This is a genomic window from Streptomyces sp. NPDC051172 (assembly GCF_040682555.1).
Lineage (GTDB): Bacteria > Actinomycetota > Actinomycetes > Streptomycetales > Streptomycetaceae > Streptomyces.
Genome location: NZ_JBFBBE010000102.1, coordinates 1 through 24,430, shown reverse-complemented (window position 1 = coordinate 24,430; position 24,430 = coordinate 1). Strand labels below are relative to the sequence as shown.

23 protein-coding genes and 1 pseudogene are annotated in these 24,430 nt (G+C 69.1%); 9 read left to right on the top strand and 15 right to left on the bottom strand.

The genetic code is table 11. The annotated features are described in order from the left end of the window. Window positions 1-11: 11 nt before the first annotated feature. A pseudogene (locus AB0N07_RS38990) lies at window positions 12-923 on the bottom strand (penicillin-binding protein); the annotation flags it as partial. 350 nt (window positions 924-1,273) lie between these two features. Between AB0N07_RS38990 and AB0N07_RS38985 the strand changes: the two are divergent. After that, window positions 1,274-1,489, top strand: coding sequence for a zinc ribbon domain-containing protein (locus AB0N07_RS38985; protein ID WP_365843591.1), 216 nt, complete (start codon window positions 1,274-1,276; stop codon window positions 1,487-1,489). 21 nt (window positions 1,490-1,510) lie between these two features. On the opposite strand, the gene AB0N07_RS38980 is transcribed toward AB0N07_RS38985, so the two are convergent. Genes AB0N07_RS38980 through AB0N07_RS38970 form a run of 3 tightly spaced genes read right to left on the bottom strand, consistent with a single transcriptional unit; the run spans window position 1,511 to window position 6,145 of the window. Next, the gene (locus AB0N07_RS38980) at window positions 1,511-2,329 is read right to left on the bottom strand and encodes an HAD family hydrolase (protein WP_365843589.1); all 819 of its coding nucleotides are present in this window, start codon (window positions 2,327-2,329) and stop codon (window positions 1,511-1,513) included. Next, complete coding sequence (locus AB0N07_RS38975) at window positions 2,329-4,950, bottom strand: phosphoribosyltransferase (protein ID WP_365843587.1); 2,622 nt, start codon at window positions 4,948-4,950, stop codon at window positions 2,329-2,331. Before AB0N07_RS38975 ends, AB0N07_RS38980 begins: the two co-directional genes overlap by 1 nt. Window positions 4,951-4,978: 28 nt before the next feature. Beyond that, entirely contained in the window at window positions 4,979-6,145 is a 1,167-nt protein-coding gene (locus AB0N07_RS38970) for an HpcH/HpaI aldolase/citrate lyase family protein (protein ID WP_365843585.1), read from the bottom strand. Between the two features lie 206 nt (window positions 6,146-6,351). Between AB0N07_RS38970 and AB0N07_RS38965 the strand changes: the two genes are divergently transcribed. Next, entirely contained in the window at window positions 6,352-7,125 is a 774-nt protein-coding gene (locus AB0N07_RS38965; protein ID WP_365843583.1) for a TerD family protein, read from the top strand. Between the two features lie 25 nt (window positions 7,126-7,150). Here AB0N07_RS38965 and AB0N07_RS38960 read toward each other — a convergent pair whose 3' ends face one another. From AB0N07_RS38960 to AB0N07_RS38930, 7 genes are all read right to left on the bottom strand, one after another. After that, a complete protein-coding gene (locus AB0N07_RS38960; RefSeq protein WP_365843581.1) occupies window positions 7,151-7,888 on the bottom strand; it encodes a Tellurium resistance in 738 nt (245 codons plus the stop codon). Window positions 7,889-8,000: 112 nt separating this feature from the next. Continuing rightward, window positions 8,001-9,149 carry a DUF475 domain-containing protein gene (locus AB0N07_RS38955; protein ID WP_365843579.1) on the bottom strand — a complete coding sequence of 383 codons (1,149 nt, stop codon included), beginning with the start codon at window positions 9,147-9,149 and terminating at the stop codon, window positions 8,001-8,003. 144 nt (window positions 9,150-9,293) lie between these two features. Then, complete coding sequence (locus AB0N07_RS38950) at window positions 9,294-9,491, bottom strand: hypothetical protein (protein ID WP_365843577.1); 198 nt, start codon at window positions 9,489-9,491, stop codon at window positions 9,294-9,296. Window positions 9,492-9,612: 121 nt separating this feature from the next. Further along, window positions 9,613-10,191 (bottom strand): TerD family protein, encoded by a 579-nt coding sequence (locus AB0N07_RS38945; protein ID WP_351470240.1) that lies wholly within the window; start codon window positions 10,189-10,191, stop codon window positions 9,613-9,615. 90 nt (window positions 10,192-10,281) lie between these two features. Continuing rightward, window positions 10,282-10,857 carry a calcium homeostasis/redox stress adaptation protein gene (locus AB0N07_RS38940; RefSeq protein ID WP_365843575.1) on the bottom strand — a complete coding sequence of 192 codons (576 nt, stop codon included), beginning with the start codon at window positions 10,855-10,857 and terminating at the stop codon, window positions 10,282-10,284. Between the two features lie 113 nt (window positions 10,858-10,970). After that, window positions 10,971-11,438 carry a peroxiredoxin gene (locus AB0N07_RS38935; RefSeq protein WP_365843573.1) on the bottom strand — a complete coding sequence of 156 codons (468 nt, stop codon included), beginning with the start codon at window positions 11,436-11,438 and terminating at the stop codon, window positions 10,971-10,973. A 182-nt stretch (window positions 11,439-11,620) separates the two neighbouring features. Continuing rightward, on the bottom strand, window positions 11,621-12,052 hold the full coding sequence (locus tag AB0N07_RS38930; protein ID WP_030931848.1) for a DUF3052 domain-containing protein: 432 nt from the start codon (window positions 12,050-12,052) through the stop codon (window positions 11,621-11,623). 353 nt (window positions 12,053-12,405) lie between these two features. Here AB0N07_RS38930 and aceE point away from each other — a divergent pair, with 353 nt between their 5' ends. After that, window positions 12,406-15,153, top strand: coding sequence for a pyruvate dehydrogenase (acetyl-transferring), homodimeric type (gene aceE / locus AB0N07_RS38925; RefSeq protein WP_365843571.1), 2,748 nt, complete (start codon window positions 12,406-12,408; stop codon window positions 15,151-15,153). Between the two features lie 71 nt (window positions 15,154-15,224). Continuing rightward, window positions 15,225-15,962: a potassium channel family protein gene (locus AB0N07_RS38920; RefSeq protein WP_365843569.1), complete on the top strand. Its 738-nt coding sequence runs from the start codon at window positions 15,225-15,227 to the stop codon at window positions 15,960-15,962. A 177-nt stretch (window positions 15,963-16,139) separates the two neighbouring features. On the opposite strand, the gene AB0N07_RS38915 is transcribed toward AB0N07_RS38920, so the two are convergent. After that, window positions 16,140-16,448: a small hydrophobic protein gene (locus tag AB0N07_RS38915; protein WP_351471076.1), complete on the bottom strand. Its 309-nt coding sequence runs from the start codon at window positions 16,446-16,448 to the stop codon at window positions 16,140-16,142. 279 nt (window positions 16,449-16,727) lie between these two features. Beyond that, window positions 16,728-18,347, bottom strand: coding sequence for an MFS transporter (locus AB0N07_RS38910; RefSeq protein WP_365843567.1), 1,620 nt, complete (start codon window positions 18,345-18,347; stop codon window positions 16,728-16,730). Between the two features lie 66 nt (window positions 18,348-18,413). Here AB0N07_RS38910 and AB0N07_RS38905 point away from each other — a divergent pair, with 66 nt between their 5' ends. The 3 genes from AB0N07_RS38905 to AB0N07_RS38895 all read left to right on the top strand — a co-directional run bounded on the left by AB0N07_RS38905 (window position 18,414) and on the right by AB0N07_RS38895 (window position 21,283). Then, on the top strand, window positions 18,414-19,040 hold the full coding sequence (locus tag AB0N07_RS38905; protein ID WP_365843565.1) for a TetR family transcriptional regulator: 627 nt from the start codon (window positions 18,414-18,416) through the stop codon (window positions 19,038-19,040). Between the two features lie 113 nt (window positions 19,041-19,153). Further along, window positions 19,154-20,371 (top strand): alpha/beta hydrolase, encoded by a 1,218-nt coding sequence (locus tag AB0N07_RS38900; RefSeq protein WP_365843563.1) that lies wholly within the window; start codon window positions 19,154-19,156, stop codon window positions 20,369-20,371. A 57-nt stretch (window positions 20,372-20,428) separates the two neighbouring features. After that, window positions 20,429-21,283, top strand: coding sequence for a DUF4429 domain-containing protein (locus AB0N07_RS38895; protein WP_365843607.1), 855 nt, complete (start codon window positions 20,429-20,431; stop codon window positions 21,281-21,283). Window positions 21,284-21,333: 50 nt separating this feature from the next. Here the strand turns inward: AB0N07_RS38895 and AB0N07_RS38890 are convergent, their stop codons facing one another. Then, entirely contained in the window at window positions 21,334-22,350 is a 1,017-nt protein-coding gene (locus AB0N07_RS38890; RefSeq protein WP_365843561.1) for an aldo/keto reductase, read from the bottom strand. Next, window positions 22,347-22,787, bottom strand: a complete 441-nt coding sequence (locus tag AB0N07_RS38885; RefSeq protein WP_365843559.1) for a MerR family transcriptional regulator — start codon at window positions 22,785-22,787, stop codon at window positions 22,347-22,349. Before AB0N07_RS38885 ends, AB0N07_RS38890 begins: the two co-directional genes overlap by 4 nt. Window positions 22,788-22,914: 127 nt before the next feature. Between AB0N07_RS38885 and AB0N07_RS38880 the strand changes: the two genes are divergently transcribed. Both AB0N07_RS38880 and AB0N07_RS38875 read left to right on the top strand, forming a co-directional pair. Further along, complete coding sequence (locus AB0N07_RS38880; protein WP_365843557.1) at window positions 22,915-23,385, top strand: GNAT family N-acetyltransferase; 471 nt, start codon at window positions 22,915-22,917, stop codon at window positions 23,383-23,385. An 18-nt stretch (window positions 23,386-23,403) separates the two neighbouring features. Next, window positions 23,404-24,225, top strand: a complete 822-nt coding sequence (locus AB0N07_RS38875; RefSeq protein ID WP_365843555.1) for a serine hydrolase domain-containing protein — start codon at window positions 23,404-23,406, stop codon at window positions 24,223-24,225. Window positions 24,226-24,430: the final 205 nt, after the last annotated feature.

Genomic DNA, 24,430 nt, shown 5'->3' with positions numbered 1-24,430 from the left:
GGTCCCGGCGGTCAGTCGAGGCCCGTGGCGCCCGACCAGACGGCGTACGGGACGCTGTCGGCGGGCGTTCCTGCGATTCCCTTCAGCGGCAGCGGGTCCAGGGACCGGGCGGTGCCCGTGTACCAGGCGGCGGTGTCGTCGGCGGTGGTGACGGACTTGCCGGTCGCGGTCGCTGTGGAGACCGCGGGATGGGCTGCGTTCAGGGAGTCGGGGCGGAGCGCGCGGCGCGTGGTGGGGCTGGTCGGGCGGACCGCCTTGCCGTTGTGGGTGATACGGCGTACCGAGTGCGGCTCGGTGTGCTTCCCGGCCGCGGCGATGGTGGCGTAGCCGCCGGCCATCCGGATGGCGCTGGGTGCGGAGCCGCCCAGGGAGCGCGCGGGCGCCTGGGGGCCCAGGCTGGACGGCAGCAGTCCGGCCGCGATGGCCGTCTCGCGCACCGCGTTCAGTCCGGTGCCCATGCCGAGTTGCATGACCTTCCTGCCGCTGCGGTCCCGGTACGGGCCTTCGGGCGTGGTGACGGCGACACCGTGGTCACCGTTGCAGACGGTCTGCGGGGTGATCCGGGTGGTGGGGCCGCCGCGGACGGCGAGGATCCGGCCGTCGGTGGCGACGGAGGGGGCGCCGTAGTGCACGGTCCTCGCGGCCTCGGGGTCTTCCTTCTTCGCCCGGCTGCGGGCCCTGGCGACGGCGTCGGTGAGGGCGGTTGGCCGCTTGCGGTCGAAGGTGGTGCAGATCTGGTGGCCGCCCAGGTCGAACCGCGGGTCCGAGAGGTGCGCGGCCTTCTTGGCGTACTGCCGTGCCGGCTCCACCAGGTGGTCGCTCTGCTTGCCGGTGTCGTACACCCGGGCGGACTTGAGCGGCTCGGGGAACTTCGTGTACTCAGCCCGTTCGGCAGATGGCAGCTTGCCGGTCTTGACCATCCGGTGGGTGATGGTCGAGCCGCCCTCGGTGTCCCCCTCGCCGATGCCGGTCGATGCCGCGAAGTCTCCGAGCAACTGGCGCCGGGAGGGCAGCCGGCGGCGCCCGCCGGTGCGGCCGGGGCGCGGGCAGGTGGGCCGGAGGCGGCGTAACTCCGCCCGGGGAAACCACTTCCGTGCCGCCCGCCGGCCACTGCGCTGTGCTGTCCCGGTCACCAGCGGAAAATATCAACGATCTTCGCAGCTTCTCCACATGAGAATCCGGCAGGAACGATCACATACCGAGCGGTAGATAACATGATGGGCGCGTGACTTGGATCACATGCGCTGCTCCGTGCCGCCGCTAACCTGGTCTCATGCCTCGCTATGAGTACCGCTGCCGGAGTTGCGGCGACACGTTTGAACTGAGCCGGCCCATGGCTCAGTCCTCCGAACCGGCGGCGTGCCCTGCCGGGCATGAGGACACGGTGAAGTTGTTGTCGACGGTGGCTGTGGGCGGTACGGCGAGTGCGCCCGCCGCGGCGCCCAGGGCAGCGGGCGGCGGGTGTTGCGGTGGAGGGTGTTGCGGCTAGGCAGGCCAGCACCCCGCGCCCCTAGAGGGGCGCTGTCGTGCGGGTCGCCTTCAGGAACTCCCGGAGGATTCGCTCACCCGCCAGCACACCCCGCTCGGGCAGCGCGGTGATGGTCGGCGCCGTCCAGTCGGCGTCGGCCAGTTCGCCGTGGCCCGGACGCCAAGCGCAGTCGGCGGCCAGCAGTAGGTCGGCGTCGAGCAGCGAGTCGCCTGCGGCCAGTGTGAGGGACGCGCCGGTGCGGCGGGCGACCTCGTGCATCGCCGCGCTCTTGGTGAGCGGCTTCGGAACGGCGTAGATCTTGCGGCCCTGCAGTGACACCGTCCAGCCGCGGTTCTCCGCCCATACCGCGAGTTCCTTGACCCACTCCTCGGGCAGCAGTTCGCGCTCGACGACGAGATAGGCGAAGAGGTCCTCGGCGACCCGGTGCTTGCGCACCCACGCCGGGTCCGCCGTGGCCAGCAGCTGTTCCCGCACCTCGTCCAGCGGCGCGCACTGCTCCGAGAGCCGTTCCGTCACCTGTGCATGCCAGTCGAGGTCGGAGACGCCGTCGATCATCAGATGGCCGCCGTTGGCGCAGATCGCGTACTTCGGCGCCGGGCCCGGCAGGTTGATGCGCTGGTACTGCTTGCGGGTCCGGGTCGTCGTCGGTACGAAGACCGCCGCGTCGCCCAGGTCGGTCAGCAGGCCGGCCGCGGTCTCCGTCATGAACGACAGCGGCCTGCTCTCGTGCACCTCGACGCAGAGCAGCCGGGGCGCCCGCGCGTCCGGCATGGTCAGCGCGAGGGCCGCGGAGGAGTAGATGAGCGTACGGTCGAGGTCGCTCGCCACCAGCACCGGCATCAGACGTTCACCGCCTTGCCGTCGGCGCCCGTGGCGCCCCGCGTGTACTTGGGGTGGATCAACCCCACGCAGGTGTACGGCAGTTCGGCCACCTCTTCCACCGGCACCCCTCTCTGGTCGGCCAGCAGCCGTACGTGGTCCAGGTCGGCGCCCGCTCCGGCCCGCGCCAGGATCTTCCAGGGCACCCGGCGCAGCAGCACGCGGGTGGTCTCGCCGACGCCGGGCTTGACGAGGTTCACGTCGTGGATGCCGTGCTCCTCGCTGATCCGCTCGACCGCGGCCCAGCCCTCCCAGGTCGGCTCGCGGTCGCCGGACAGCAGCTCCTTGACCTGCGTGGCGACGGCGTCCGCGACCTCCGGGAAGCGGGCGGCGACGGCGTCCAGGAAGTCCACCGAGACATCGGCGCCGGCGAGTTCGCGGTAGAACTTGGCGCCGTGGAAGTCGTGCGGGCCGACCAGGTCCGCGCGCAGCACGGTCCGCGAAATCAGGCCCGAGACGGTCGAGTTGAGGCAGGCCGAGGGTATGAGGAAGTCCTCCCGCGTGCCGTACGTCCGCACGCAGGAGCCCGGGTCGGCCAGCACCGCGATCTCCGGGTCGAAGCCGGTGATGCCGTCGGACGCCTCGAACTCCTCGATGGCGTCGGCGAGTTCGCGGGTGATGGCGCCCTTGCCGGTCCAGCCGTCGACGAAGACGACGTCGGAGGGGGCGTGGTGGGCGGCCAGCCAGCGCAGCGCGTTGGCGTCGATTCCGCGGCCGCGCACGATCGAGACGGCGTAGTGCGGCAGGTCGAGGCCGTGCCGGAACTGCGCCCAGCGCCGCATCAGCACCCCTACGGGCGTACCGGCGCGGGCCAGCGAGACGAGTACCGGGCGGGGCGACCGCTCGGTCAGCACGATCTCCGTGACGGCGCCGACCGCCAGGGCGAGACGCGCGGCGGACTCCTCGAGCGCCGCGTGGAACAGCTCCTGGTACTGCTCGCTCGGCTGGTACTCCACCGGCAGCGACTCCGCGTAGTGCGCGCCGCCGCTCTGGATGGCCTCCTCCCGTTCCTCGGTCGGCGCCTCCAGGGTCACGTCCGAGAGGTCCTGCAGCAGCCAGCCGACCTCCTCGGGCGGATACGAGGAGAAGGCGGGGCCGCGGAGGGGCTCGGGCAGCATGGCGGGCCTTTCGGGAACGTACAGGGGCTCTGGCACATAGGAGGGGACGACCGCCAGCAGGACGTGCGGGGCGTGGGCGGCCAGCTGGGCCAACAGGCCGTCCGGTGCGTGCAGTTCGGGGGTGTCGGCGGCCGAGTCGACGACGGCGACCACCGCGTCGAAGCCGGCGCCGGCGACGTTGTAGGCGTAGCGCTCGCCGGGGCCGTCGGCCGGGTCGTCATGGGCGGGGAAGACTATGCGGCTGCGTATCGCGTAACCGGGGTCGTCGACCGCGAGGACGGGTGAGCGGGTGGTCGTGGAGTACCGCACCTCGGCATCGGCGACCTGCTCCAGCTCGCGGGCGAGCCTCAGGGGCGTGTACATCAGCTCCTCGAACCCGAGCACGAGTACGCGGCGCGCGTCGGCGGGCAGTGCCTCTGCGAGGCGGGCTGCCATCGCGGGCAGGGCGTTTTCGAGGCGGGCCCGGTGGCTCGGCGTGAAGCCGTGACGGCCCCCGTCGGGGAGGCCGCGGGGCCAGCAGAGGTCCACGCGGGTGGGCAGGGGGCGGTTGCGGTTGTCGTCCGAGTGCGGGCCAGTGGGGGCTTGTCGCGCAGTTCCCCGCGCCCCTGGGGGGGTGCGGCTGAACCCGGCTTCGACAGCAGCGCCCTCAAGAGGCGCGGGGCTGTGTCGATTTGCGGCTCCGCCGCGGGGCGCGACCGGCCACGACACTGCCGCAGACGACACACTTCCTATCGCGGCACTCTCTGCCTCGTACCGCGCCACCAGCTCCTGCCCCCTCTCCAGCACCCCGGCGGGCAGCCGCACCGTCCCAGTGGCGGCCGCCACGAGGTCGACCCGCGCATCGATCTCCCGCGCGAACCCCTCCAGCCGCCCCAGATCCGCCGCCGACCGCATGTCGACCAGGGCCACCACCACGTACCGCCGCCGCAGATACCGGCCGTGGAGGTCCCGGATGGTGTTCAGGACCGTATTGCCCGTCGAGAACTCGTCGTCGACCAGCACCAACGGCCCGTCCCCCACCAGCAGCGCCGGATCCTCCGGCAGCAGCAGATGGGAGGTGGCATGCGAGTGCGACTCCTCGAAGCCGCCCGCCGGGGCGACCGAGTCGACCGGACGCCGCGTGGAGTGCAGATACGGGGCGAGCCCGACACCGTCGGCGACCGAGTGGCCGAGGCCCGTCGCCGTCTCCGCGTACCCGAGGACGACCGCACGGGCGGCCTCCTCCGCGCCCAGAAGCTCCCGCACCCGGCGGCCGAGCGCGATCCCGTACCCGTACACCACGGACGGCGACTGCGGCACATGCTTGCCGAGCACGTTGGAGACCAGCAGATGCGCCCGCCTGGGATTGCGCCGCAGGGCCAGCCCCAACAGGTCGGTCAGCTTGTCGTCGCCCACGAGTTCGACACCGAGCCGCTCGGCGACCCACGTGCCGGACCAGACCGGGTTGTTCACTGCGTTGATCACTGGCTCCTGGATACCTAGATCGTCCGGCTCAGCCGGGAATGCCCGCGGCGAGCAGATCCACAAAGCTGACGTCCTCGCGGGCGACGCCGAACACCTCGGCCCGCAGCATGGTCCGCTCGGCCCATGCGCGGTGCGGCTTCACCTCGTTCATCTTGTTGGTGTACGCCGACCTCAGTACACCCCCACCGCCCCGCTCGGGCCGCAGGATGTCCGCGGCATCGCCGAACTCTTCGTGACTGACCACGGACAGTGCGTGCACGGGCAGTACATGGGAGGGGTGGATGCAGGTCTTGCCCAGCAGGCCGTTGGCCTGGTCCAGGGAGATCTCCCGCAGCAGCCCGTCCATGGCGTGCTCAATCAGTTTCTCGCGCAGTTCGACGGCCTGCCCCTCGAGGAAGGGGCTGGTCCGCAGCATCGGCTTGAACATGCGCTCCGGGACCCGGAAGTACTCCCACACCGGCCCGGTCACCGTGAACCCGGTGCCGTCGGCCCGCCCCAGCAGGTTCACCACGTCGGAGATCACGGAGGCGACGACATGGACGTCGTACGCCGTCATGTCGGGGGCCCTGCGCAGGCCGTACGAGGAGCAGAAGTCGGTGACGCCGAGGCGCAGTGCGAGCACGCGGTCGCGGTACTTGTCGACGGCGCGGGCGATGCCCTCCAGCGTCTCCACCCGGGACTCGCGGTAGAGCAGCTCGGGCGACTCCAGCACCGGCATGGCGAACAGCCGGTGCCCGCTCAGGGTCTCGGCGCTCGCCAGGGCCTCCAGGAAGGGGATCCCGCGTTCCTCGGTGAACTTGGGCATCACGAACCCGGACAGCAGCCTGACGCTCGCCCCGAGCCGCTGGGCGAGGTCGGGGATCTGTTCGGGCGTACGGACCCGGACGAACAGCAGCGGCAGCTCGGCTCTCTCCCGCCCGGCCAGGTCGGCGAACTGGCGGACGAGGTTCTCCTCGCCCGCGACCACGTCCGCGTCGTCGATCGAGTCCTCCAGGCACAGCACCATCGAGACCACGCCGAGTCCGGCCTGCTTGACGATGTCGTCGGCGAGCCGCGGCCTGGTGGCCGGACTGTAGAGCGTGGCGCCCAGGGCCGCGGAGAGCACCCGGGCCGGGGAGCCCGTGTCGAACTCGCACGGCTCCTGATGGAAGAGGCGCTGCCGCACCTCCGGGGCGATGTGCCCGAAATGACGCATAGAACTCCCCCGTGCCGCCAGGTAAGGCTATGGATTGGTAATGGGTGGCCGGTAATAGTACGTAGAAAGTCATGTCAGGGGTTCCCGCAGGGCATGAATTTCTGGTAACTCGGCCATGTCGACGCCGATTCGACAGGCCGTCGACCCTGCCGCGGGCCCCTACCCCCGCGTTGTCGTGATCAGGACCGAGAGGGCAGGATGACCGCATGACGCACGCGATGCTGAAGGGGTCGAACGTCCCGCTCGAGGCCACCACGGTACGCGCCGTGCTGCGCTGGACGCCCGGGCAGGGGGTCCCGGACGTGGACGCCTCGGCGCTGCTCCTCGGCCCCGACGGTCGTGTGCGCTCCGACGAGGACTTCGTCTTCTACAACCAGCCCCGGCACCCCTCCGGGAAGGCGAGGTGGCTCGGCAAGAAACGGGTCGCCGACGGCCTCACCGACACGATCCAGACAGATCTGGCCGGAGTCGAGGCCGATGTCAGCCGGATTCTCCTGGTCGCTTCGGCGGACGACGTCACCTTCGATCACGTACAGGGACTACGCATCCTGCTGTACGACGCGGCGAGCGCGGCCGACGAGCCGCTGATCCTCTTCGACATCAAACCGCAGACGGGCCAGGAGACCGCCCTGATCTGCGGCGAGTTGTACCGCCGTGGCGACGTCTGGAAGTTCCGCGCCCTGGGCGAGGGCTACTCGGACGGCCTGAAGGGCCTGGCCACGGAGTTCGGCATCTCGGTGGACGAGTCGGAGCCCGCCCCCGAACCCTCCCAGCCCCTCCCCCCGGAGCAGCCCAGCGCGGTCCCCACACAACCGGCCTACGGCTACCCCCAGCAGCCGCCCCCGACCCAACCCGCCTACGGCTACCCCCAGCCGGCAGCAGCCTCCACCGGCTACGGCTACCCGCCCCCGGCAACGGTCCCGGCCCCGAACCCGGATTTCCGGCTGCCGCCGCAGGGGCCGCAGTTCATCGGGCGGTAGGGAGCCCCGAGCGCCTGGGCGGCGGCTACCGCTCCACCGCGGACTTGTACCCCCGCCCCCACTGCAACCCCCACCCGTACAACCGGTCCAACTCCGCCTGGAACCCGTAGACGAACTTCACCTCACGCCGCACCACCAACTCCCCCTTCACGTTCTCGATCATCACCACCGCACACGACCGAGCCTGCGGATGCCGCTCATCGAGATGGATCTCGATCCGGGGCCCGTTGCTCGGATACAGCGTCACGATCGCGTGCGTACGGTCGAACGCCGGCGTCTGGTCGTAGATGTACACGAACACCAGCAGCCGCTTGATCTCGTCCCGGTGGTCGAGGTTGACGTACATCGTCTCGCCGGAAGCCGACCCGAACCGGTCGTCGCCGCTGAGCTTGACGTACGGCGGTGAGTTGACGTCCCCGAAGTAGTTGCCGAGCGGCTGCACGACCCCCTTGGTGCCGTCCTGGAGTTCGTACAGGCACGCCAGGTCGAGGTCGACGTTGACCATGCTCTGGCTGTGCCCCATGACCTCCGGCGGCCTGAGCGCCTTGAAGGGGTGCCGCCACAGGGACTCCCGCTGGGGCCCGCCGATGTCGGACGTCCGCATCCGCCAGCTCAGGTTGATGCGCAGATGCCCGGTGGCGGCGCCCTGCTTGGTGAGGGAGACCTGGTGGTGCCGTTTGGTCAGCTCGATGGAGTTGGTGGCGGCGCTGCCCGAGTCGAAGTCGGCCTCGCGTCCGCCTCGGAGTCCGTCCAAGAAGCCCATTCCCGCCCCCAGATTCACCCGGGCCCCGCTGGACCCGGCTCCACTTGAAAAACCGGCGGGGCGACCGGAGACCGGCCGCCCCGCACAGAGCGTTCCCTGCCCCGCAGGTACGTCACACCCCGGACGAGATCTCAGTCTTCTCGTCCGAGCCCGCTGCTTTTCCCTCGGCTTCCGCGAGCGCCTTGTTGCGGCGCACCGAGGACCAGAAGGACCAGCCGATCAGGACGACACCGACGAGGCCGGTGATGACCTCGTTGATCTGGTACTGGATGGTGACCATGAGGATCACGGCCAGCGCACCGATCGCGTAGTGCGCGCCGTGCTCCAGGTAGACGTAGTCGTCGAGGGTGCCCTGGCGGACCAGGTACACGGTCAGCGAACGGACGTACATGGCGCCGATGCCGAGACCCAGCGCCATCAGCACGATGTCGTTGGTGATGGCGAACGCACCGATCACGCCGTCGAAGGAGAAGGACGCGTCGAGGACCTCGAGGTAGAGGAACATGAAGAACGCGGCCTGGCCGGCGAGGGCGACCGCCGAGCGCTTCTTGCCGGTGCGAGCGGCCTCTTCCTCCTCCTCGTGCTCCCGCTCCTCGTCTTCCTCGAGCTTGTCCTCGAAGTAGCCGGAGAGCCCGCCGACGACCATGTACGTGATCAGACCGGCGATGCCGGAGACAAGTACCGTCTGCGCCTTGTCGACGTGCGCGCCGCCGTGCTGGTGGGCGTGGACCGCGAAGGTGAAGGAGGTGATCAGCAGGACGACCAGGGCGATGCAGACCGACAGCATGTCGACCTTGCCGAGCTTGGCCAGCGGGCGCTCGATCCAGCGCAGCCACTGGATGTCCCGGTCCTCGAAGATGAAGTCGAGGAAGATCATCAGCAGGAACATGCCACCGAAGGCGGCGATCGCCGGGTGGGCGTCGGTGACGAGCTGCTGGTACTGGTCCTTGTCGGTCAGGGCCAGGTTGACGGCGTCGATGGGGCTCTTCTTGGCGGTGACCGCGACGATCACGACCGGGAAGACCAGCCGCATGCCGAAGACCGCGATGAGGACGCCGACGGTGAGGAAGATCTTCTGCCAGAAGGCGTTCATCTTCTTCAGGATTCCGGCGTTGACCACCGCGTTGTCGAACGACAGCGAGATCTCGAGGATGGAGAGGATCGCCACGATGCCGAAGGCCTCCCACCCCCCGTAGAGGACGGCGACGGCCAGGCCGACCGCGGTAATCGCGAACGACCAGCCGAAGGTTTTCAGAAGCACTGGCTACCCAATCCGTATCGGTACGGGTCTCCCCCGCGCCGCACTCGGCTTTACCCACTGTTGACCACGAAGTCTAGCCTGGCCGTCCATCCCGGCAATCAGGGGCGTCTGTCCCGAGAAAGCCCAGGTGGAGGGGGACAGGACCTAGCGACGCGCCATCACTCTCTCGAAGATGACGAGGAAGGGCGAGATGTAGCCGGAGGCCTCGACCGGCGTGGCCCGCCCGGCCACGATGACGACGACACCGGCGGCCAGCGCGGCGCAGTACATCAGAGCGCTGACCAGCGGGCTCAGACTGTTGTCGAGCGGGGGCGTTTCTCCGGGCTGCTGTGGCTTGGGCATAATGACCGGACTCCCGTCCTTTCACGGTCGGTGAGATTCCGGAGGGCCACCTGCCTCGTTTCCTAGGCGCAGCAGGTGGCTCTCCCCCGTTTCACCGGGGCGTGACCACCTGCCCCCGGCTTTACGAAACGTTGACGCCGAAGTCTAGAGCGATGCCCCGCAGCCCGGACGCGTACCCCTGACCCACCGCTCGGAACTTCCACTCACCCTGGTAGCGGTAGAGCTCACCGAAGATCATCGCGGTTTCGGTGGAGGCGTCCTCGCTGAGGTCGTAGCGCGCGAGCTCCTGGCCGTCGGCCTGGTTGACGACACGGATGAAGGCGTTGCTCACCTGTCCGAAGGTCTGGGCGCGCTCGTCGGCCATGTGGATCGAGACCGGAAAGACGATCTTCTCGCAGTGGGCCGGCACCTGGGTCAGGTCGACCAGGATCGACTCGTCGTCGCCCTCGCCCTCACCGGTGAGGTTGTCGCCCGTGTGCTCCACCGAGCCCTCCGGGCTCTTGAGCTGGTTGTAGAAGACGAAGTACTCGTCGCCCAGGACCCGGTTGCCGGCACCGCACAGCAGGGCGCTGGCGTCGAGGTCGAACGGGGCTCCGGTGGTGGAGCGCGCGTCCCAGCCGAGCCCGATCATCACCTGGGTCAGGTTGGGTGCGGCCTTGGACAGGGAGACATTGCCCCCCTTGGCGAGCGTGACGCCCATGATGCTGGTCCTCCCCGAGATGGTGCTTCTTTGGTTGTCTGCACGTCCGGCGCCGCACGCAAACGGTGCGACGCCGGACGTTGACGGGTCTCAGACGTTCACGCCGAAGTCCTGCGCGATGCCTCGCAGGCCCGACGCGTACCCCTGGCCGATGGCGCGGAACTTCCACTCCGCACCGTTCCGGTACAGCTCGCCGAAGACCATGGCGGTCTCCGTCGAGGCGTCCTCGGAGAGGTCGTAGCGTGCGATCTCCGCCTCGCCCGCCTGGTTCACCACGCGGATGAACGCGTTGCGCACCTGGCCGAACGACTGCTGGCGGTTCTCGGCGTCGTAGATGGAGACCGGGAACACGATCTTCTCGACGTCGGCCGGGACGGCCGCGAGGTTGATCTTGATCTGCTCGTCGTCGCCCTCGCCTTCACCGGTGATGTTGTCACCGGTGTGCTCGACCGAGCCGTCCGGGCTCTTGAGGTTGTTGAAGAAGACGAAGTTGGCGTCGCTGCTGACCTTGCCCGAGGAGTTCAGCAGCAGTGCGCTGGCGTCCAGGTCGAAGTCGGTACCGGTCGTGGTGCGGACGTCCCACCCCAGACCGACGATGACCGCGGTCAGGCCCGGGGCCTCCTTGGTCAGCGATACGTTGCCGCCCTTGCTGAGGCTGACTCCCACGAGTCCTCCATTGGTGTCCAGGGGCGGGGAGCCCCGCCATGCGTTTGATATCGGATCAACGTGTCGATCCTAGTGACGGGTTCCCGCACCACGCATGGCTTGGAGTCGAAGAATCACAGGGTGTCGAGCGCCTTCACGTACTCGTTCAGGTCGCGGGCGTCCGGCAGCGCGTTGACGACGGTCCAGCGCACCACGCCCTCCTTGTCGATGACGAAGGTGCCGCGCACCGCGCAGCCCTTGTCCTCGGCGAAGACGCCGTAGGCACGGGAGACCTCGCCGTGCGGCCAGAAGTCGCTCAGCAGCGGGTACTCCAGGCCCTCCTGCTCGGCGAAGACGCGCAGGGTGTGGATGGAGTCGTTGGAGACGGCGAGCACCTGGGTGTCGCGGTCGGAGAACTGCGGCAGGTTGTCCCGCACCTCGCACAGCTCGCCGGTGCACACACCGGTGAAGGCGAAGGGGTAGAAGAGCAGGACGACGTTCTTCGGGTTCTCGCCGCCACGGAACTCGGAGAGCTTCACGGTGGCGCCGTGGTTGTCCTTGAGCTCGAAGTCGGGGGCCTTGTCGCCGACCTGGATCGCCATGGTCTTATTTGTCCCTTCGGTGGGGGCTGTTCGGGTGGTGGCACCACCCTACGCAGCGATCACCGAAAGCCGATGGACGGGCTGAGTGAACTCAGCCCGTCCGGCGTTTGGGGACGAGGCCGTTCAGGCCGAAGGGGGCTCTGGGGGCGCAGCCCCCAGAATCCGGCGGGTCCGGCGGAGCGTCACCGCTTCGACTTGGCGGCCTTCGGCGTCACCAGCCGGCTGCCGCTCCAGTCCTTGCCCACGCTGACGCTCTTGGAGGCGGACAGCCCCGCCGTCGTCGCGGCTTCGGAGATGTCGCTCGGCTCCACGTAGCCGTCGCGGCCGGTCTTCGGCGTCAGCAGCAGGATCGAGCCGCCCTCCTCGATGTACGTGGTGGCATCCACCAGCACATCGGTCAGGTCGCCGTCCTCGTCGCGGAACCAGAGCACCACGGCATCGGCGACGTCGTCGTAGTCCTCGTCCACAAGGTCGCTGCCGATGACCTGCTCAATGGCCTCGCGGAGTTCCTGGTCTACGTCGTCGTCGTAGCCGATCTCCTGGACCACCTGCTCGGGCTGGAACCCCAGCCTGACGGCAGGGCTCGTCTCCGCGTGGTCCGCGGTCGCGCTCACGGGTTGCCTCCTGATCATGTCTTGGTGAGTATCTCAGCCACGCGCGTGCGCGAAGCATTGGCCGTAGTCCACACGGGCGGGGCGGATCGCGCAAGTACCCGGCCGTTCAGACCGCCGAAACGGTGACGATCCTGGCCGTGTCACCGCAACTCCAGGCATGCAACCGTCGCCACAAGTGACCTACACCACACCCTTCTGCCCCCTTTGTGGCATTGGGAACCAGCCGGAGCTGACGTAGGTCTCGGTTACCTCTCGGTAGAGATGACGTTTGCTTTCCCGAGGTCCACGATGGGGAACGGTGCAGGCATACCGAAAAGCAGCTCAATGCAGCCCTCTGACAGGTAAGGAACAGCGTGGCTTCCGGATCCGATCGCAACCCGATCATCATTGGCGGCCTTCCGAGTCAGGTTCCTGACTTCGATCCCGAGGAAACCCAGGAGTGGCTCGACTCCCTGGACGCCGCCGTCGACGAGCGCGGCCGTGAGCGGGCCCGCTACCTGATGCTGCGGCTGATCGAGCGGGCCCGCGAGAAGCGCGTGGCCGTGCCCGAGATGCGCAGCACGGACTACGTCAACACGATCGCGACCAAGGACGAGCCGTTCTTCCCCGGCAACGAGGAGATCGAGCGCAAGGTCCTGAACGCGACCCGCTGGAACGCCGCGGTCATGGTCTCACGCGCCCAGCGCCCCGGCATCGGCGTCGGCGGCCACATCGCCACCTTCGCCTCCTCGGCGTCCCTCTACGACGTCGGCTTCAACCACTTCTTCCGCGGCAAGGACGAGGGCGACGGCGGCGACCAAGTCTTCTTCCAGGGCCACGCCTCCCCGGGCATCTACGCCCGCGCGTTCCTGCTCGACCGCCTCAGCGAGCAGCAGCTGGACGGCTTCCGCCAGGAGAAGTCGAAGGCTCCCTACGGCCTGTCCTCCTACCCGCACCCGCGCTCGATGCCGGACTTCTGGGAGTTCCCGACCGTGTCGATGGGCCTCGGCCCGATCGGTGCGATCTACCAGGCCCGGATGAACCGCTACATGCACGCGCGCGGGATCGCCGACACGAGCAAGTCCCATGTATGGGCCTTCCTCGGCGACGGCGAGATGGACGAGCCGGAGTCGCTCGGCCAGCTGACCATCGCCGCCCGTGAGGGCCTGGACAACCTGACCTTCGTCGTCAACTGCAACCTGCAGCGCCTGGACGGCCCGGTGCGCGGCAACGGCAAGGTCATCCAGGAACTGGAGTCGGTCTTCCGCGGCGCCGGCTGGAACGTGATCAAGCTGATCTGGGACCGCTCCTGGGACCCGCTGCTCGCGCAGGACCGCGACGGCATCCTCGTCAACAAGATGAACACGACGCCGGACGGCCAGTTCCAGACGTACGCCACCGAGTCCGGCGCGTACATCCGCGAGAACTTCTTCGGCGACGACCAGCGGCTGCGCGCGATGGTCGAGGGCATGACCGACGACCAGATCCTGCACCTGGGCCGTGGCGGTCACGACCACAAGAAGATCTTCGCGGCGTTCTCGGCGGCCAAGGCGCACAAGGGCCAGCCGACGGTGATCCTGGCCAAGACGATCAAGGGCTGGACGCTCGGCCCGAACTTCGAGGGCCGCAACGCCACGCACCAGATGAAGAAGCTGACGGTCGACGACCTCAAGCGCTTCCGCGACCGGCTGCACCTGCCGATCTCCGACAAGGACCTGGAGAGCGGGCTTCCGCCGTACTACCACCCGGGGCGGAACTCGGAAGAGATCCAGTACATGCACGACCATCGCAAGCAGTGCGGAGGCTACGTCCCGACCCGCGTCGTCCGCTCCAAGCCGCTCGCCCTGCCGGACGACAGGACGTACGCGACCGTGAAGAAGGGCTCCGGTCAGCAGTCGATCGCCACGACCATGGCTTTCGTACGGCTACTGAAGGACCTCATGCGGGACAAGGAGCTGGGCAAGCGGTTCGTGCTGATCGCACCGGACGAGTACCGCACGTTCGGCATGGACTCCTTCTTCCCGAGCGCGAAGATCTACAACCCGCTCGGTCAGCAGTACGAGGCGGTCGACCGCGATCTGCTGCTCGCGTACAAGGAGTCGCCGACCGGTCAGATGCTGCACGACGGCATCTCCGAGGCGGGCTGCACCGCCTCGCTGATCGCGGCGGGCTCGGCGTACGCCACGCACGGCGAACCGCTGATCCCGGTCTACGTCTTCTACTCGATGTTCGGTTTCCAGCGCACCGGTGACCAGTTCTGGCAGATGTCCGACCAGCTGGCGCGCGGTTTCGTACTGGGTGCGACCGCCGGCCGTACGACACTGACCGGTGAGGGTCTGCAGCACGCGGACGGCCACTCGCAGCTGCTCGCGTCGACCAACCCGGGCTGTGTCGCCTACGACCCGGCGTACTCGTACGAGATCGCGCACATCGTCCAGGACGGTCTGCGGCGGATGTACGGCGGGGACGCGGAGCACCCGCACGGCGAGGACGTCTTCTACTACCTCACCGTCTACAACGAGCCCATCCAGCACCCGGCCGAGCCTGCGAACGTGGACGTCGAGGGCATCCTCAAGGGCATCCACCGGCTCTCCGAGGGCGTTTCGGGGTCGGTTCCGGCGCAGATCATGGCGTCCGGTGTCGCGGTGCCGTGGGCCCTCGAGGCGCAGAAGATCCTCGCCGAGGAGTGGAACGTCAAGGCCGACGTCTGGTCGGCGACCTCCTGGAACGAGCTGCGGCGCGAGGCCGTGGACGCCGAGCGGCACAACCTGCTGCACCCCGAGGAGGAGCAGCGGGTGCCGTATGTGACGCAGAAGCTGTCGGGGGCGCAGGGGCCCTTCGTGGCCGTTTCCGACTGGATGCGGGCGGTTCCGGACCAGATCGCTCGGTGGGTGCCGGGGTCTTACCAGTCCCTGGGTGCCGACGGGTTCGGCTTCGCCGATACCCGGGGGGCGGCTCGGCGGTTCTTCCACATCGATGCGCAGTCGATCGTGGTGGCGGTGCTTACGGAACTGGCGAAGGAGGGGAAGGTGGACCGGTCGGTGCTGAAGCAGGCCATCGACCGGTATCAGTTGCTGGATGTTGCGGCTGCGGATCCTGGGGCTGCCGGCGGCGACGCGTAACACCGAGGCCGATGTGAGGGCGGCGGGACCGGATGGTCTCGCCGCCCTTACTCATTCTTTACGATGCGGGCATGAAGCTACAGACGGCGCAGGGGCGTTGGGAGCAGTACACCCAGCGGCCCCTGCTGGCGCTCGCGGTGGCTTTTGCCGTTGCGTATGCCGTGCCGATCGTGGACCACTCCGCGGGGCACTCACTGACGTCCGCGTGCACGGTGGTGGAGTGGGTGGTCTGGGGGGCGTTCGCCACGGACTATCTGGTACGGGTGGGGCTCTCCCCGCGGCGTAAGGAGTTCGTGCGGACGCACTGGATAGACCTGTGTGCGGTCGTGCTGCCGATGCTTCAGCCGTTCCGGCTGCTGCGGATGGTGTCGACGCTGATACTCGTCGGGCGGCGGGCGCGGATGGCCTCGCAGATCCAGCTGACGACGTATGTCGCAGGTGCCGTCATCGGGTTGCTGATGTTCGGGTCGCTGGCCGTGCTCTCGGTGGAGCGGGACTCGCCGAACGGGAACATCCGCACGCTGGGTGATGCCGTGTGGTGGTCGTTCACGACGATGACGACCGTGGGGTACGGGGATCATGCACCGACGACCGGGCTGGGCCGGATGATCGCCGTCGGGCTGATGCTGGCCGGGATAGCTCTGCTGGGTGTGGTGACCGCGAATATCGCCGCGTGGTTCATTGCGCGGTTCGAGAAGGATGACGTGGAGGAGCGACGGCAGACGGAGGCAATCGAGGCGCTCACGGAGGAGGTGCGGGCGCTTCGGGCCGAGGTGGCGGCGTTGCGGGAGCCGTCGGGTACGCCGTGAACGGGGTTGCTGCGGGGCCGGGTTCGCCTGCCCGCGCTGCGGGGTGCCGTCCTCTCTGGGACGGGCGCCGCCCCTGGGGGCACCTCCCAGGCCCTTCAGGCACTGGGGGAAGCACGACTGCCCCTGGGGTGGGCTCCCGGCCCATCCGCCGGGGGCCCTTCCCTCACTCGCCCCGGGTCAGAAGAGACCGTTGCCCGGGGTCGCCGCTCCTGCCAGCCAGATGACCGCCAGGAGCGTGTCGATGGCGCCCAGAACGAGGGCGACCAGGGCCGGTATGGGACCTGAGCGTGCCCAGGTCCGGCCCATTGCGAGCCAGCCGCAGACGATCGCGACGGGGCCGAGGATGATCCCCAGCACAAAGAATCCCGCGACCGCGCAGATGGTTCCGATGATTCCGAGCGTTGCGCGATCCGGCCCGGTCCGTGACCACGTACGGCCACGTGAGCGGGGGTACCTGCGCGTTCCATGTCCGAAGCCCGCCATCATCAACTCCCAGAACCCCGGGGTCTGTTCGGGGTTCAACGAGCGGGTACCCCCGGTGCGCTTCCTAATCCTCAGAGCTGCCGGCGCGCTGACCCCCTCCGGCAGCGCGCCGCAGCACCGGTCACCCTCCACACCGTACGAACTTGCCCGAGGAACATGCCGTGCGGGAGGGCTTGACCACTGTGGCCTGCGGTGCGCACCGGATGCGAGGAATCTTTAGCTTCTTCACCCTGATAGGCGAAGTCCGTTGAAAACCCGTCAAGTTCGCCGGGCTCCGCCGCGTCAGATGTGAGCCGCGCCCGCGCCCGCCTCCGCATTCTCGCCGCGCTTGGTGAGCAGGGCGACGAAGACGGCCACGACCGCGACGCCGCACGCGACCAGGGAGGCCAGGCTCATGCCGGAGATGAACGTGTCGTGCGCGACATCTGCGATCTTCGCAGCAATCGCCTCCGGGGTGCCCTTGGCGACCGGGGCCACACCGACCTGGACGGCCTCGGAGGCCTGGCCCAGCTGGGTCGGGGTGAGGGGAGGGAGGCCGGCGTCCTTCCAGTTGCCGGCGAGGTCGCTGTCGACCTTGGACGCCATCACGGCGCCGAGGACGGCCGTACCGAGGCTGCCGCCGATCTGCATCGCCGCCTGCTGGAGGCCGCCGGCGACGCCGGAGAGCTCCATGGGCGCGTTGCCGACGATGACCTCCGTGGCGCCGACCATGACCGGCGCGAGACCGAGGCCGAGCAGGGCGAACCACAGCGACATGACGGCGCTGCCCGTGTCCGTCTCCAGCGTCGACATGCCGTACATGGCGATGGCGGTGGCCGCCATGCCGCCCGCCAGCGGGATGCGCGGGCCCAGCTTGGTGATCAGCGCGCCCGCGAGCGGGGAGCCGACGATCATCATGCCGGTGAGCGGAAGCAGGTGGAGGCCGGCGTCGATCGGCTTCATGCCGTGCACGTTCTGCAGGTAGAACGTCACGAAGAACAGGCCGCCCATGAAGGCGATGGCCATCAGGACCATCAGCACGACACCCGCCGACAGCGGGACCGAGCGGAAGAGGTTCAGCGGGATCAGCGGCTCCTTGACCTTCGTCTCCCAGAAGGAGAAGAGGACGAAGCCGACGATCGAGACGGCTATGAACGTCCAGGTCTTGCCGTCGCCCCAGCCCCAGGCCGGGGCCTTGATCAGAGCCCAGACCAGGCAGAACATGGCGCCGGAGAGCAGGGCGATGCCCAGCAGGTCGAAAGAGCGCGGTGCGTTCTCTGCGCGGTGGTCGAGCAGGATCAGCAGGCCCAGGATCAGGGCGATCGCGCCGACCGGCACGTTGATGAAGAACACCGACTGCCAGTTGACGTGCTCGACCAGGACGCCGCCGAGGATCGGGCCGCCGGCGGTGGAGGCGCCGATGACCATGCCCCAGATACCGATGGCCATGTTGAGCTTCTCGGCCGGGAAGGTCGCCCGCAGCAGGCCGAGCGCGGCCGGCATCAGCAGTGCGCCGAACAGGCCCTGGAAGACGCGGAAGGTGACGACCGCGGCGATGCTGTTCGACAGGCCGATGGCACCGGAGGCGGCGGCGAAGCCGGTCACGCCGATCAGGAAGGTCTGGCGGTGCCCGAAGCGGTCGCCGAGCTTGCCCGCGGTGATCAGCGAGACCGCGAGGGCGAGGAAGTACCCGTTGGTGATCCACTGGACGTCGGCGAAGCTCGCCTTGAGGTCCTTCTGGATGGCCGGGTTGGCGATGGCCACGATGGTCCCGTCGAGGGCCACCATCATGACCCCGACGGCGACGGTGATGAGCGTGAACCACGGGTGGCCGCGCAGCCCGGAGGCCTGCGGCACGTCCGACGGGGCTGCCGGTGCCTTGTCCCCCGGCCCCGTCGTGTCGATGGTGGTCTGACTAGTCATGTGTTCGAGGCTAGTGACAGCCACTGACAATTGACAAACCAATTCACAAGTCAGTAACTGACGCATATGGAAACACTCCGCGAACGCAAGAAACAGCGCACCCGGGACGCGCTGCTGCGGGCCGCCGTCGAACTGTTCACCACGCGCGGCTACGAGCAGACGACCGTCGACGACATCGCCGAGGCCGTCGACGTCTCGCAGCGCACCTTCTTCCGCTACTTCGCCGGCAAGGAGGAGGCCGCGCTCGCCCTGCAGGAGCTGGCGGTCGCGCGGTTCGTCGAGGCCGTACGCGAACGACCGGCGGACGAGGCGCCGCTGGCCGCGCTGCGCCAGGCGGTCCTGGAGGGCTGGGACACCCTCCACGAGATCATCGAGGCCGTCGTACCGGTCGAGCTGTATCTGCGGATGCACCGGGTGATCGAGTCGACGCCGGTCCTGCTCGCCGCGCATCTGCGGCGCAACGAGGAGACCGAGGACGCCATCGCGCGGGTGCTCGCCGAGCGGGAGGGCCTGGACGTGGACGCCGACCCGCGGCCGCGCCTGGCCGTGGCGGTCTTCGGCGGGGTGATGCGGGTGACGGAACGGCAGTGGTCCACCGGCGAGGACTTCAGCGTCGAGGCGATGCGCGCGTTGACGATCTCGTACCTCGAACAGGTGGGCCCGGCACTCACGGAGAGCTGGCGAACACGCTGAGGCACATCGCGAGGACATTGACAGACACTGAGGTCATCGCCGCGTTTATCGAAACGTGAGACCCGTCACTCAGCTCACGCGAGACCCTCTCGTTCTCCTAGTGTGTCCTCCCAGTGACTTCCTTCGACACCTCCCCGCAACTGAACGTCTGGCGCGCCCTGCTCGCGCTGGCCGTCGTGTTCGTGATGCTGGCGACCACCGGGTGGACGGCCATGCACAGCCATCGCGCGGTGACTCCGCTGCAGGCCTCGCTCTCCTCCTGGGAGCACGGCGCCATCAACGGGCACCACCTGCCGGACCCCGAAGCGTCCCCCGCGCGCCTCGCCCGCTTCTTCGCCTCGCTCACCGCCCAGGAGCGCACCCACCTCGCCCACCGCTATCCCCTCGCGGTCGGCAACATGAACGGTGCTCCTCTCGCGCTGCGCTACCGCGCCAACCGTCTGGCGCTCGCCGAGCAGCGCAAGGTCGAGCTCGGGCGTATGCACGACAGCCGGCTCTCGCTCGTCGGGCAGAATGACGCCGGCCGGCGTATGCACCGCTACGAGTCGCTGCTGGAGCAGGGCCGGCAGATCCTCGCTTTCGACCCCGAGGGCTCGGGGCGGGTCGCGGAGGTGATCGGGGACCTGCAGCGCGCCGAGCGTGTGTCGGTCGTCGTCCCCGGCGTCGACACCGACCTGCTCACCTTCCAGAAGACCAACCGCCCGTACTCGGCGGCGCTCGGCATGGCCCAGTCGCTGTACGCGGCGGAGCAGGCGGCGAGCCCGACGACGCGTACGGCCGTGATCGCCTGGGCCGACTACACGGCGCCCGCCGGGCTCGGCATCGACTCGGCGACGGCGATGCGCGCGGCGGAGGGCTCGCTGCGGCTGAACGCCATGCTGCGCGGCCTGCCCGGCAAGGCGCCGGTCTCGCTGTTCTGCCACAGCTACGGCTCCGTGGTGTGCGGTATCGCCGCGCCCGGACTGCCGCGCCGGGTGGCCGACATAGCGGTGGCCGCCAGCCCCGGCATGCGTGTGTCGAACGCCTCCCACCTGCGCACCACCGCCCAGGTGTGGGCGATGCGGGACGCCACCGACTGGGTCCAGGACGTTCCGTACCTGGAGCTCGGCGGGCTGGGCCACGGGGCCGACCCGGTGTCGGCCGCGTTCGGGGCGCGGGTGCTGTCCGCACAGGGTGCGGTGGGGCATGCCGGTTATTTCGAGCCGGGCACGGAGAGCGTGCAGAACTTGGCGGAGATCGGCGTTGGCGCGTACCAGTCGGTGCACTGCGCACGCGAGGAGAACGTGTGCCGGGAGGGTTTGTCCGGCGTGTCCACGGCCGGACGCGCGTAGAGGAGCAGAAACTGCGGTCTGCGCGGGGTGGAGACGGAGGAGCGGGTCATGCATACGATGAGCCGCATGGGTGACGTACTGGCCGGATTTCATGCCGCCTGGGAGTTCGAGTCCGACTCCGTGCTCATCCGCTACGAACGGGGGATTCGAACACCTAAGCTCTTCCAGGCGCTGGGGGAGCGCCGGGTGCCGCTGGAGGCGATCTCCGGGGTGACGCTGTCGCCCGGCAAGCGCGGTACCGTCGTCCTGCGGGCGGAGGTACGGCCCGGCGCCGATCCGCTGCTGGAGGCGGCTGCGGGGCAGCTGAAGGAAGGGTGCGATCCGTACCGGCTGGTGCTGCCTGCCGAGCGGGACGCTCTCGCCGAGTACTACGCCGATGAGCTGCGGGGCCTGCTGACCGCGGACGGGGAGCCCGCCGAGCGGTTTCTGGTGGCTGCGCCCGAGGCGCCGCGGCAGTTCAAGGCGTATGACGCGAAGGCGTCCTTCGACGGGAAGACCGTGCACTTCCGGTGGTTCTGGACGGGGGCGTCCTCCGCCAAGTGGAAGGCCGGCGACCAGAGCTTTCCCGTCAGTGAGCTGAGTGGGGTGGAGTGGCGGTCGCCGGAGGTGTTCGAGGGGCATCTGCGGTTGTTGCGGGGTGCTGCGCAGGCTGAGCAGGTGGACCAGGATCCGGCGGCTGTGGTGTTCGGGCTGGGGTACGGGCCTGTGCATGAGTCGTTGCCGTTTGCGGCGGCTGTGCTTGCCGCGGTGCGGGATGCCGGGCCGGCGGCTGTGATGTCGGCCGCCGGGCCGCGGCGGGATCCTGCGGATATCGCCGAGCGGATCCGTCACCTGGGGGAGCTGCATCAGGCGGGGCTGGTGACGGATGAGGAGTTCTCCGTCAAGAAGGCGGAGTTGTTGGCGGAGCTTTAGGGGGTGCGGGGTTCCGTGCAGGAGCCGGCCCCCGCCACCCCGTGAGGGTTCTACTCCCTGCCCGCAGAGGCGAAGGACATGTCCGGGTAGCGCGTTCCGGCCACCTTTGACGCGATCGGCTCCAGCGCCGCCAGTTCGTCCTCCGTCAGGACGATTGCCGTTGCCGCTGCGTTTTCCTCCACCCTCTTGACCTTTGTCGTGCCCGGGATCTGGGCCACTGCCAGGTTGTGGACGGTTGCTCGTTGTTGGACCCAGGCCAGGGCGATCTGGGCCGGGGAGGCGTCGTGGGCCTCGGCCACTGTGCGGATGGGGTCGAGGAGGGCCGCGTTGGCGGCCGCGTTGTCGCCCTGGAAGCGGGGCATCGTGCGGCGGACGTCGCCGTCGGTGAGGTCCTTGTCCGCGTTGGAGAAGGAGCCGGCGAGGAAGCCGCGGCCGAGCGGGGAGTAGGGGACCAGGGCCACGCCCAGTTCGCGGGCGGCCGGCACCACGTTGGCCTCGATGTCCCGGCTGAACAGGGACCACTCCGACTGCACGGCGGCGATCGGGTGCACCGCCTGCGCGGCGCGCAGTTCGTCGGCGGTGACCTCGCTGAGGCCGAGGTGCTTGACCTTGCCCTCGCGGACCAGCTCGGCCATGGCGCCGACGGTCTCCTCGATCGGGACGTTCACATCGCGCCGGTGCATGTAGTACAGGTCGATGAAGTCGACGTCGAGGCGGTTCAGGCTGCCCTCGGCGGCCTGGCGGACGTACGGCGCGTCGCCGCGGATGACCCGCTTGGTGCGGTCGCCCGCCGGGACGCGTACGCCGAACTTGGTCGCGATGACGACCTCGTCGCGGTGCGCCTTGAAGAAGGGCGAGAGGAAGCGCTCGTTGTCGCCGTCGCCGTAGCCCTCCGCCGTGTCGTACAGCGTGACGCCCAGCTCCAGTGCCCGCTCCAGGGTGGCCCGCGCCTCCTCCGCGTCGGACGGGCCGTACGCCCAGCTCATGCCCATGCAGCCGAGGCCCTGTACGCCGACCTCGGGGCCGTCGGCGCCCAGTCGTACGGTCGGGATCCTGCTGTTCGTCATCGCACCTTCTCCGCGTAGAAACTGATCTTCCGGTCGAGCACCGCGAGGGTGTCCTGGAGCTCCGCCATCCGGGACAGCACGTCCCGGCGGGTCTGCTCGAGCAGTTCGAAGCGCTCGCCGAACGTGTGGTCGCCCTCGCGCACCAGTTCCGCGTACCGCACCATGTCGGCGACCGGCATACCGGTGAGCCGGAGCTTGCCGACGAGGTCCAGCCAGTCGAGGTCGCGGTTGCTGTAGCGGCGCTGACCCGTGTGCGAGCGGTCCACGTGCGGCATCAGGCCGATGCGCTCGTACCAGCGCAGGGTGTGCGCGGTCAGGCCGGTGAACGCGACGACCTCGCTGATCGTGTAACTGTCCTGGCCTTCGGGGCGTCGATGGGGGTGGGGCGGGGCACCGCAGATGTCGGTCCGGGTGGGCGTGGTCTCCATCACCGTCATGGCCTCAACGCTATGACCTTCGAGTGCACTCCAAGCAAGCGGAACCCGTAAGAAATGAGTACAGCAGAAACAAGCACGGCAGAAATCAGCGGGACATGTGGCTCTGGCGGTGACTAGCGTGCGGGGCATGAGTCTTGTACGCCGGGCCGTACCCGAGGACGCGCAGGAAGTGCTGCGGCTGCGCCAGGTGATGATCGATGCGCTGCCGGGGTCGGATCCTGCCACGGACTGGCACGAGCAGTCACTGCCGGGGCTGCGGGAGAGGCTGGGCGTGACGGAGGGGAACTTCGCCGCGTTCGTCGTCGACCATCCTGAGCGGCCGGGGGCGCTGGCCGCGCTGGTGGCCGGGACGGTGGACTACCGGATCGGGAAGGCGGGCGATCCGCACGGGGTGGTCGGCTACGTCTTCAGCGTGGCGACCGATCCGGACACCCGCCGTCGCGGGTACGCGCGCGCGTGCATGGACGTGCTGCTGGACTGGTTCCGGGAGCGCGGTGCCGCGCGCGTGCACCTCACCGCCTCCCCGGACGCCGAGCCGCTCTATGTATCGCTCGGCTTCAAGCCCAAGCCCGACCCGTTGCTGGAGCTCGCGCTGTGAGCGCTTAGGCTCGACGGCATGTCGCTGAAGAGCCTTGCGCTGATCGAAAACTGGCCGGTTCCCACCGCCGCGGCGGGTGTGGTGCGGGGCGACGGCTCGGTCCTCGGCACCCATGGCCCGGTCGGCCATCGCTTCCCGCTCGCCTCGGTCACCAAGCCGCTCACCGCGTACGCCGCCCTCGTCGCGTACGAGGAGGGCGCGATCGAGCTCGACGAACCGGCGGGGCCGCCCGGCTCGACGGTCCGCCATCTGCTGGCCCACACCTCGGGGCTCGCGTTCGACGAGCACCGGGTGACCGCGCCGGCCGGGGAGCGACGGCTGTACTCCAACGCCGGGTTCGAGCAGCTCGGCGACCACATCGCCAAGGCGACGGACATCCCGTTCGGGGAGTATCTGCGGCAGGCTGTGCTGGAACCGCTGGGGATGAGCGGCACCTCCCTGGAGGGCTCCCCCGCCAAGGACGGCGTCTCTACGGTCGAGGACCTGCTGCGGTTCGCGGCCGAGGTGCAGGGGCCGCGGCTGCTGGATCCGCGGACGGTGGCGCAGGCGATGACGGTGCAGTACCCGGGGACGAAGGGTGTCCTGCCGGGGTACGGGCATCAGAATCCCAACGACTGGGGTCTCGGCTTCGAGATCCGTGACTCCAAGTCGCCGCACTGGACGGGCTCTACGTCCTCTCCGCGGACCTTCGGGCACTTCGGGCAGGCGGGTACGTTCCTGTGGATCGACCCGGACGCGGGAGCGGCGGGCGTGGCGCTGACCGACCGGGCCTTCGGGCCCTGGGCGGTCGAGGCGTGGCCGGTGCTCACGGACGCGGTGCTCTCGGAGCTGCGGGGCTGAGGTCGGGGCACCCCGGGTTTTTCGCCCCCGCCGCCCCTATCCGTCCCGACCCGGGGGCCAGCCCCCGGACCCCCGCTCCTCAAACGCCGGAGGGGCTGATTTTTGCCGGGCGGGGCTTGATCTTTCAGCCCGTCATGGGGGTCCCCCCGCTCGAGCGAAGCCGAGAGTGGGGGAGTTCGAGGACGAGGCCGTTCAGGCCTAAAGC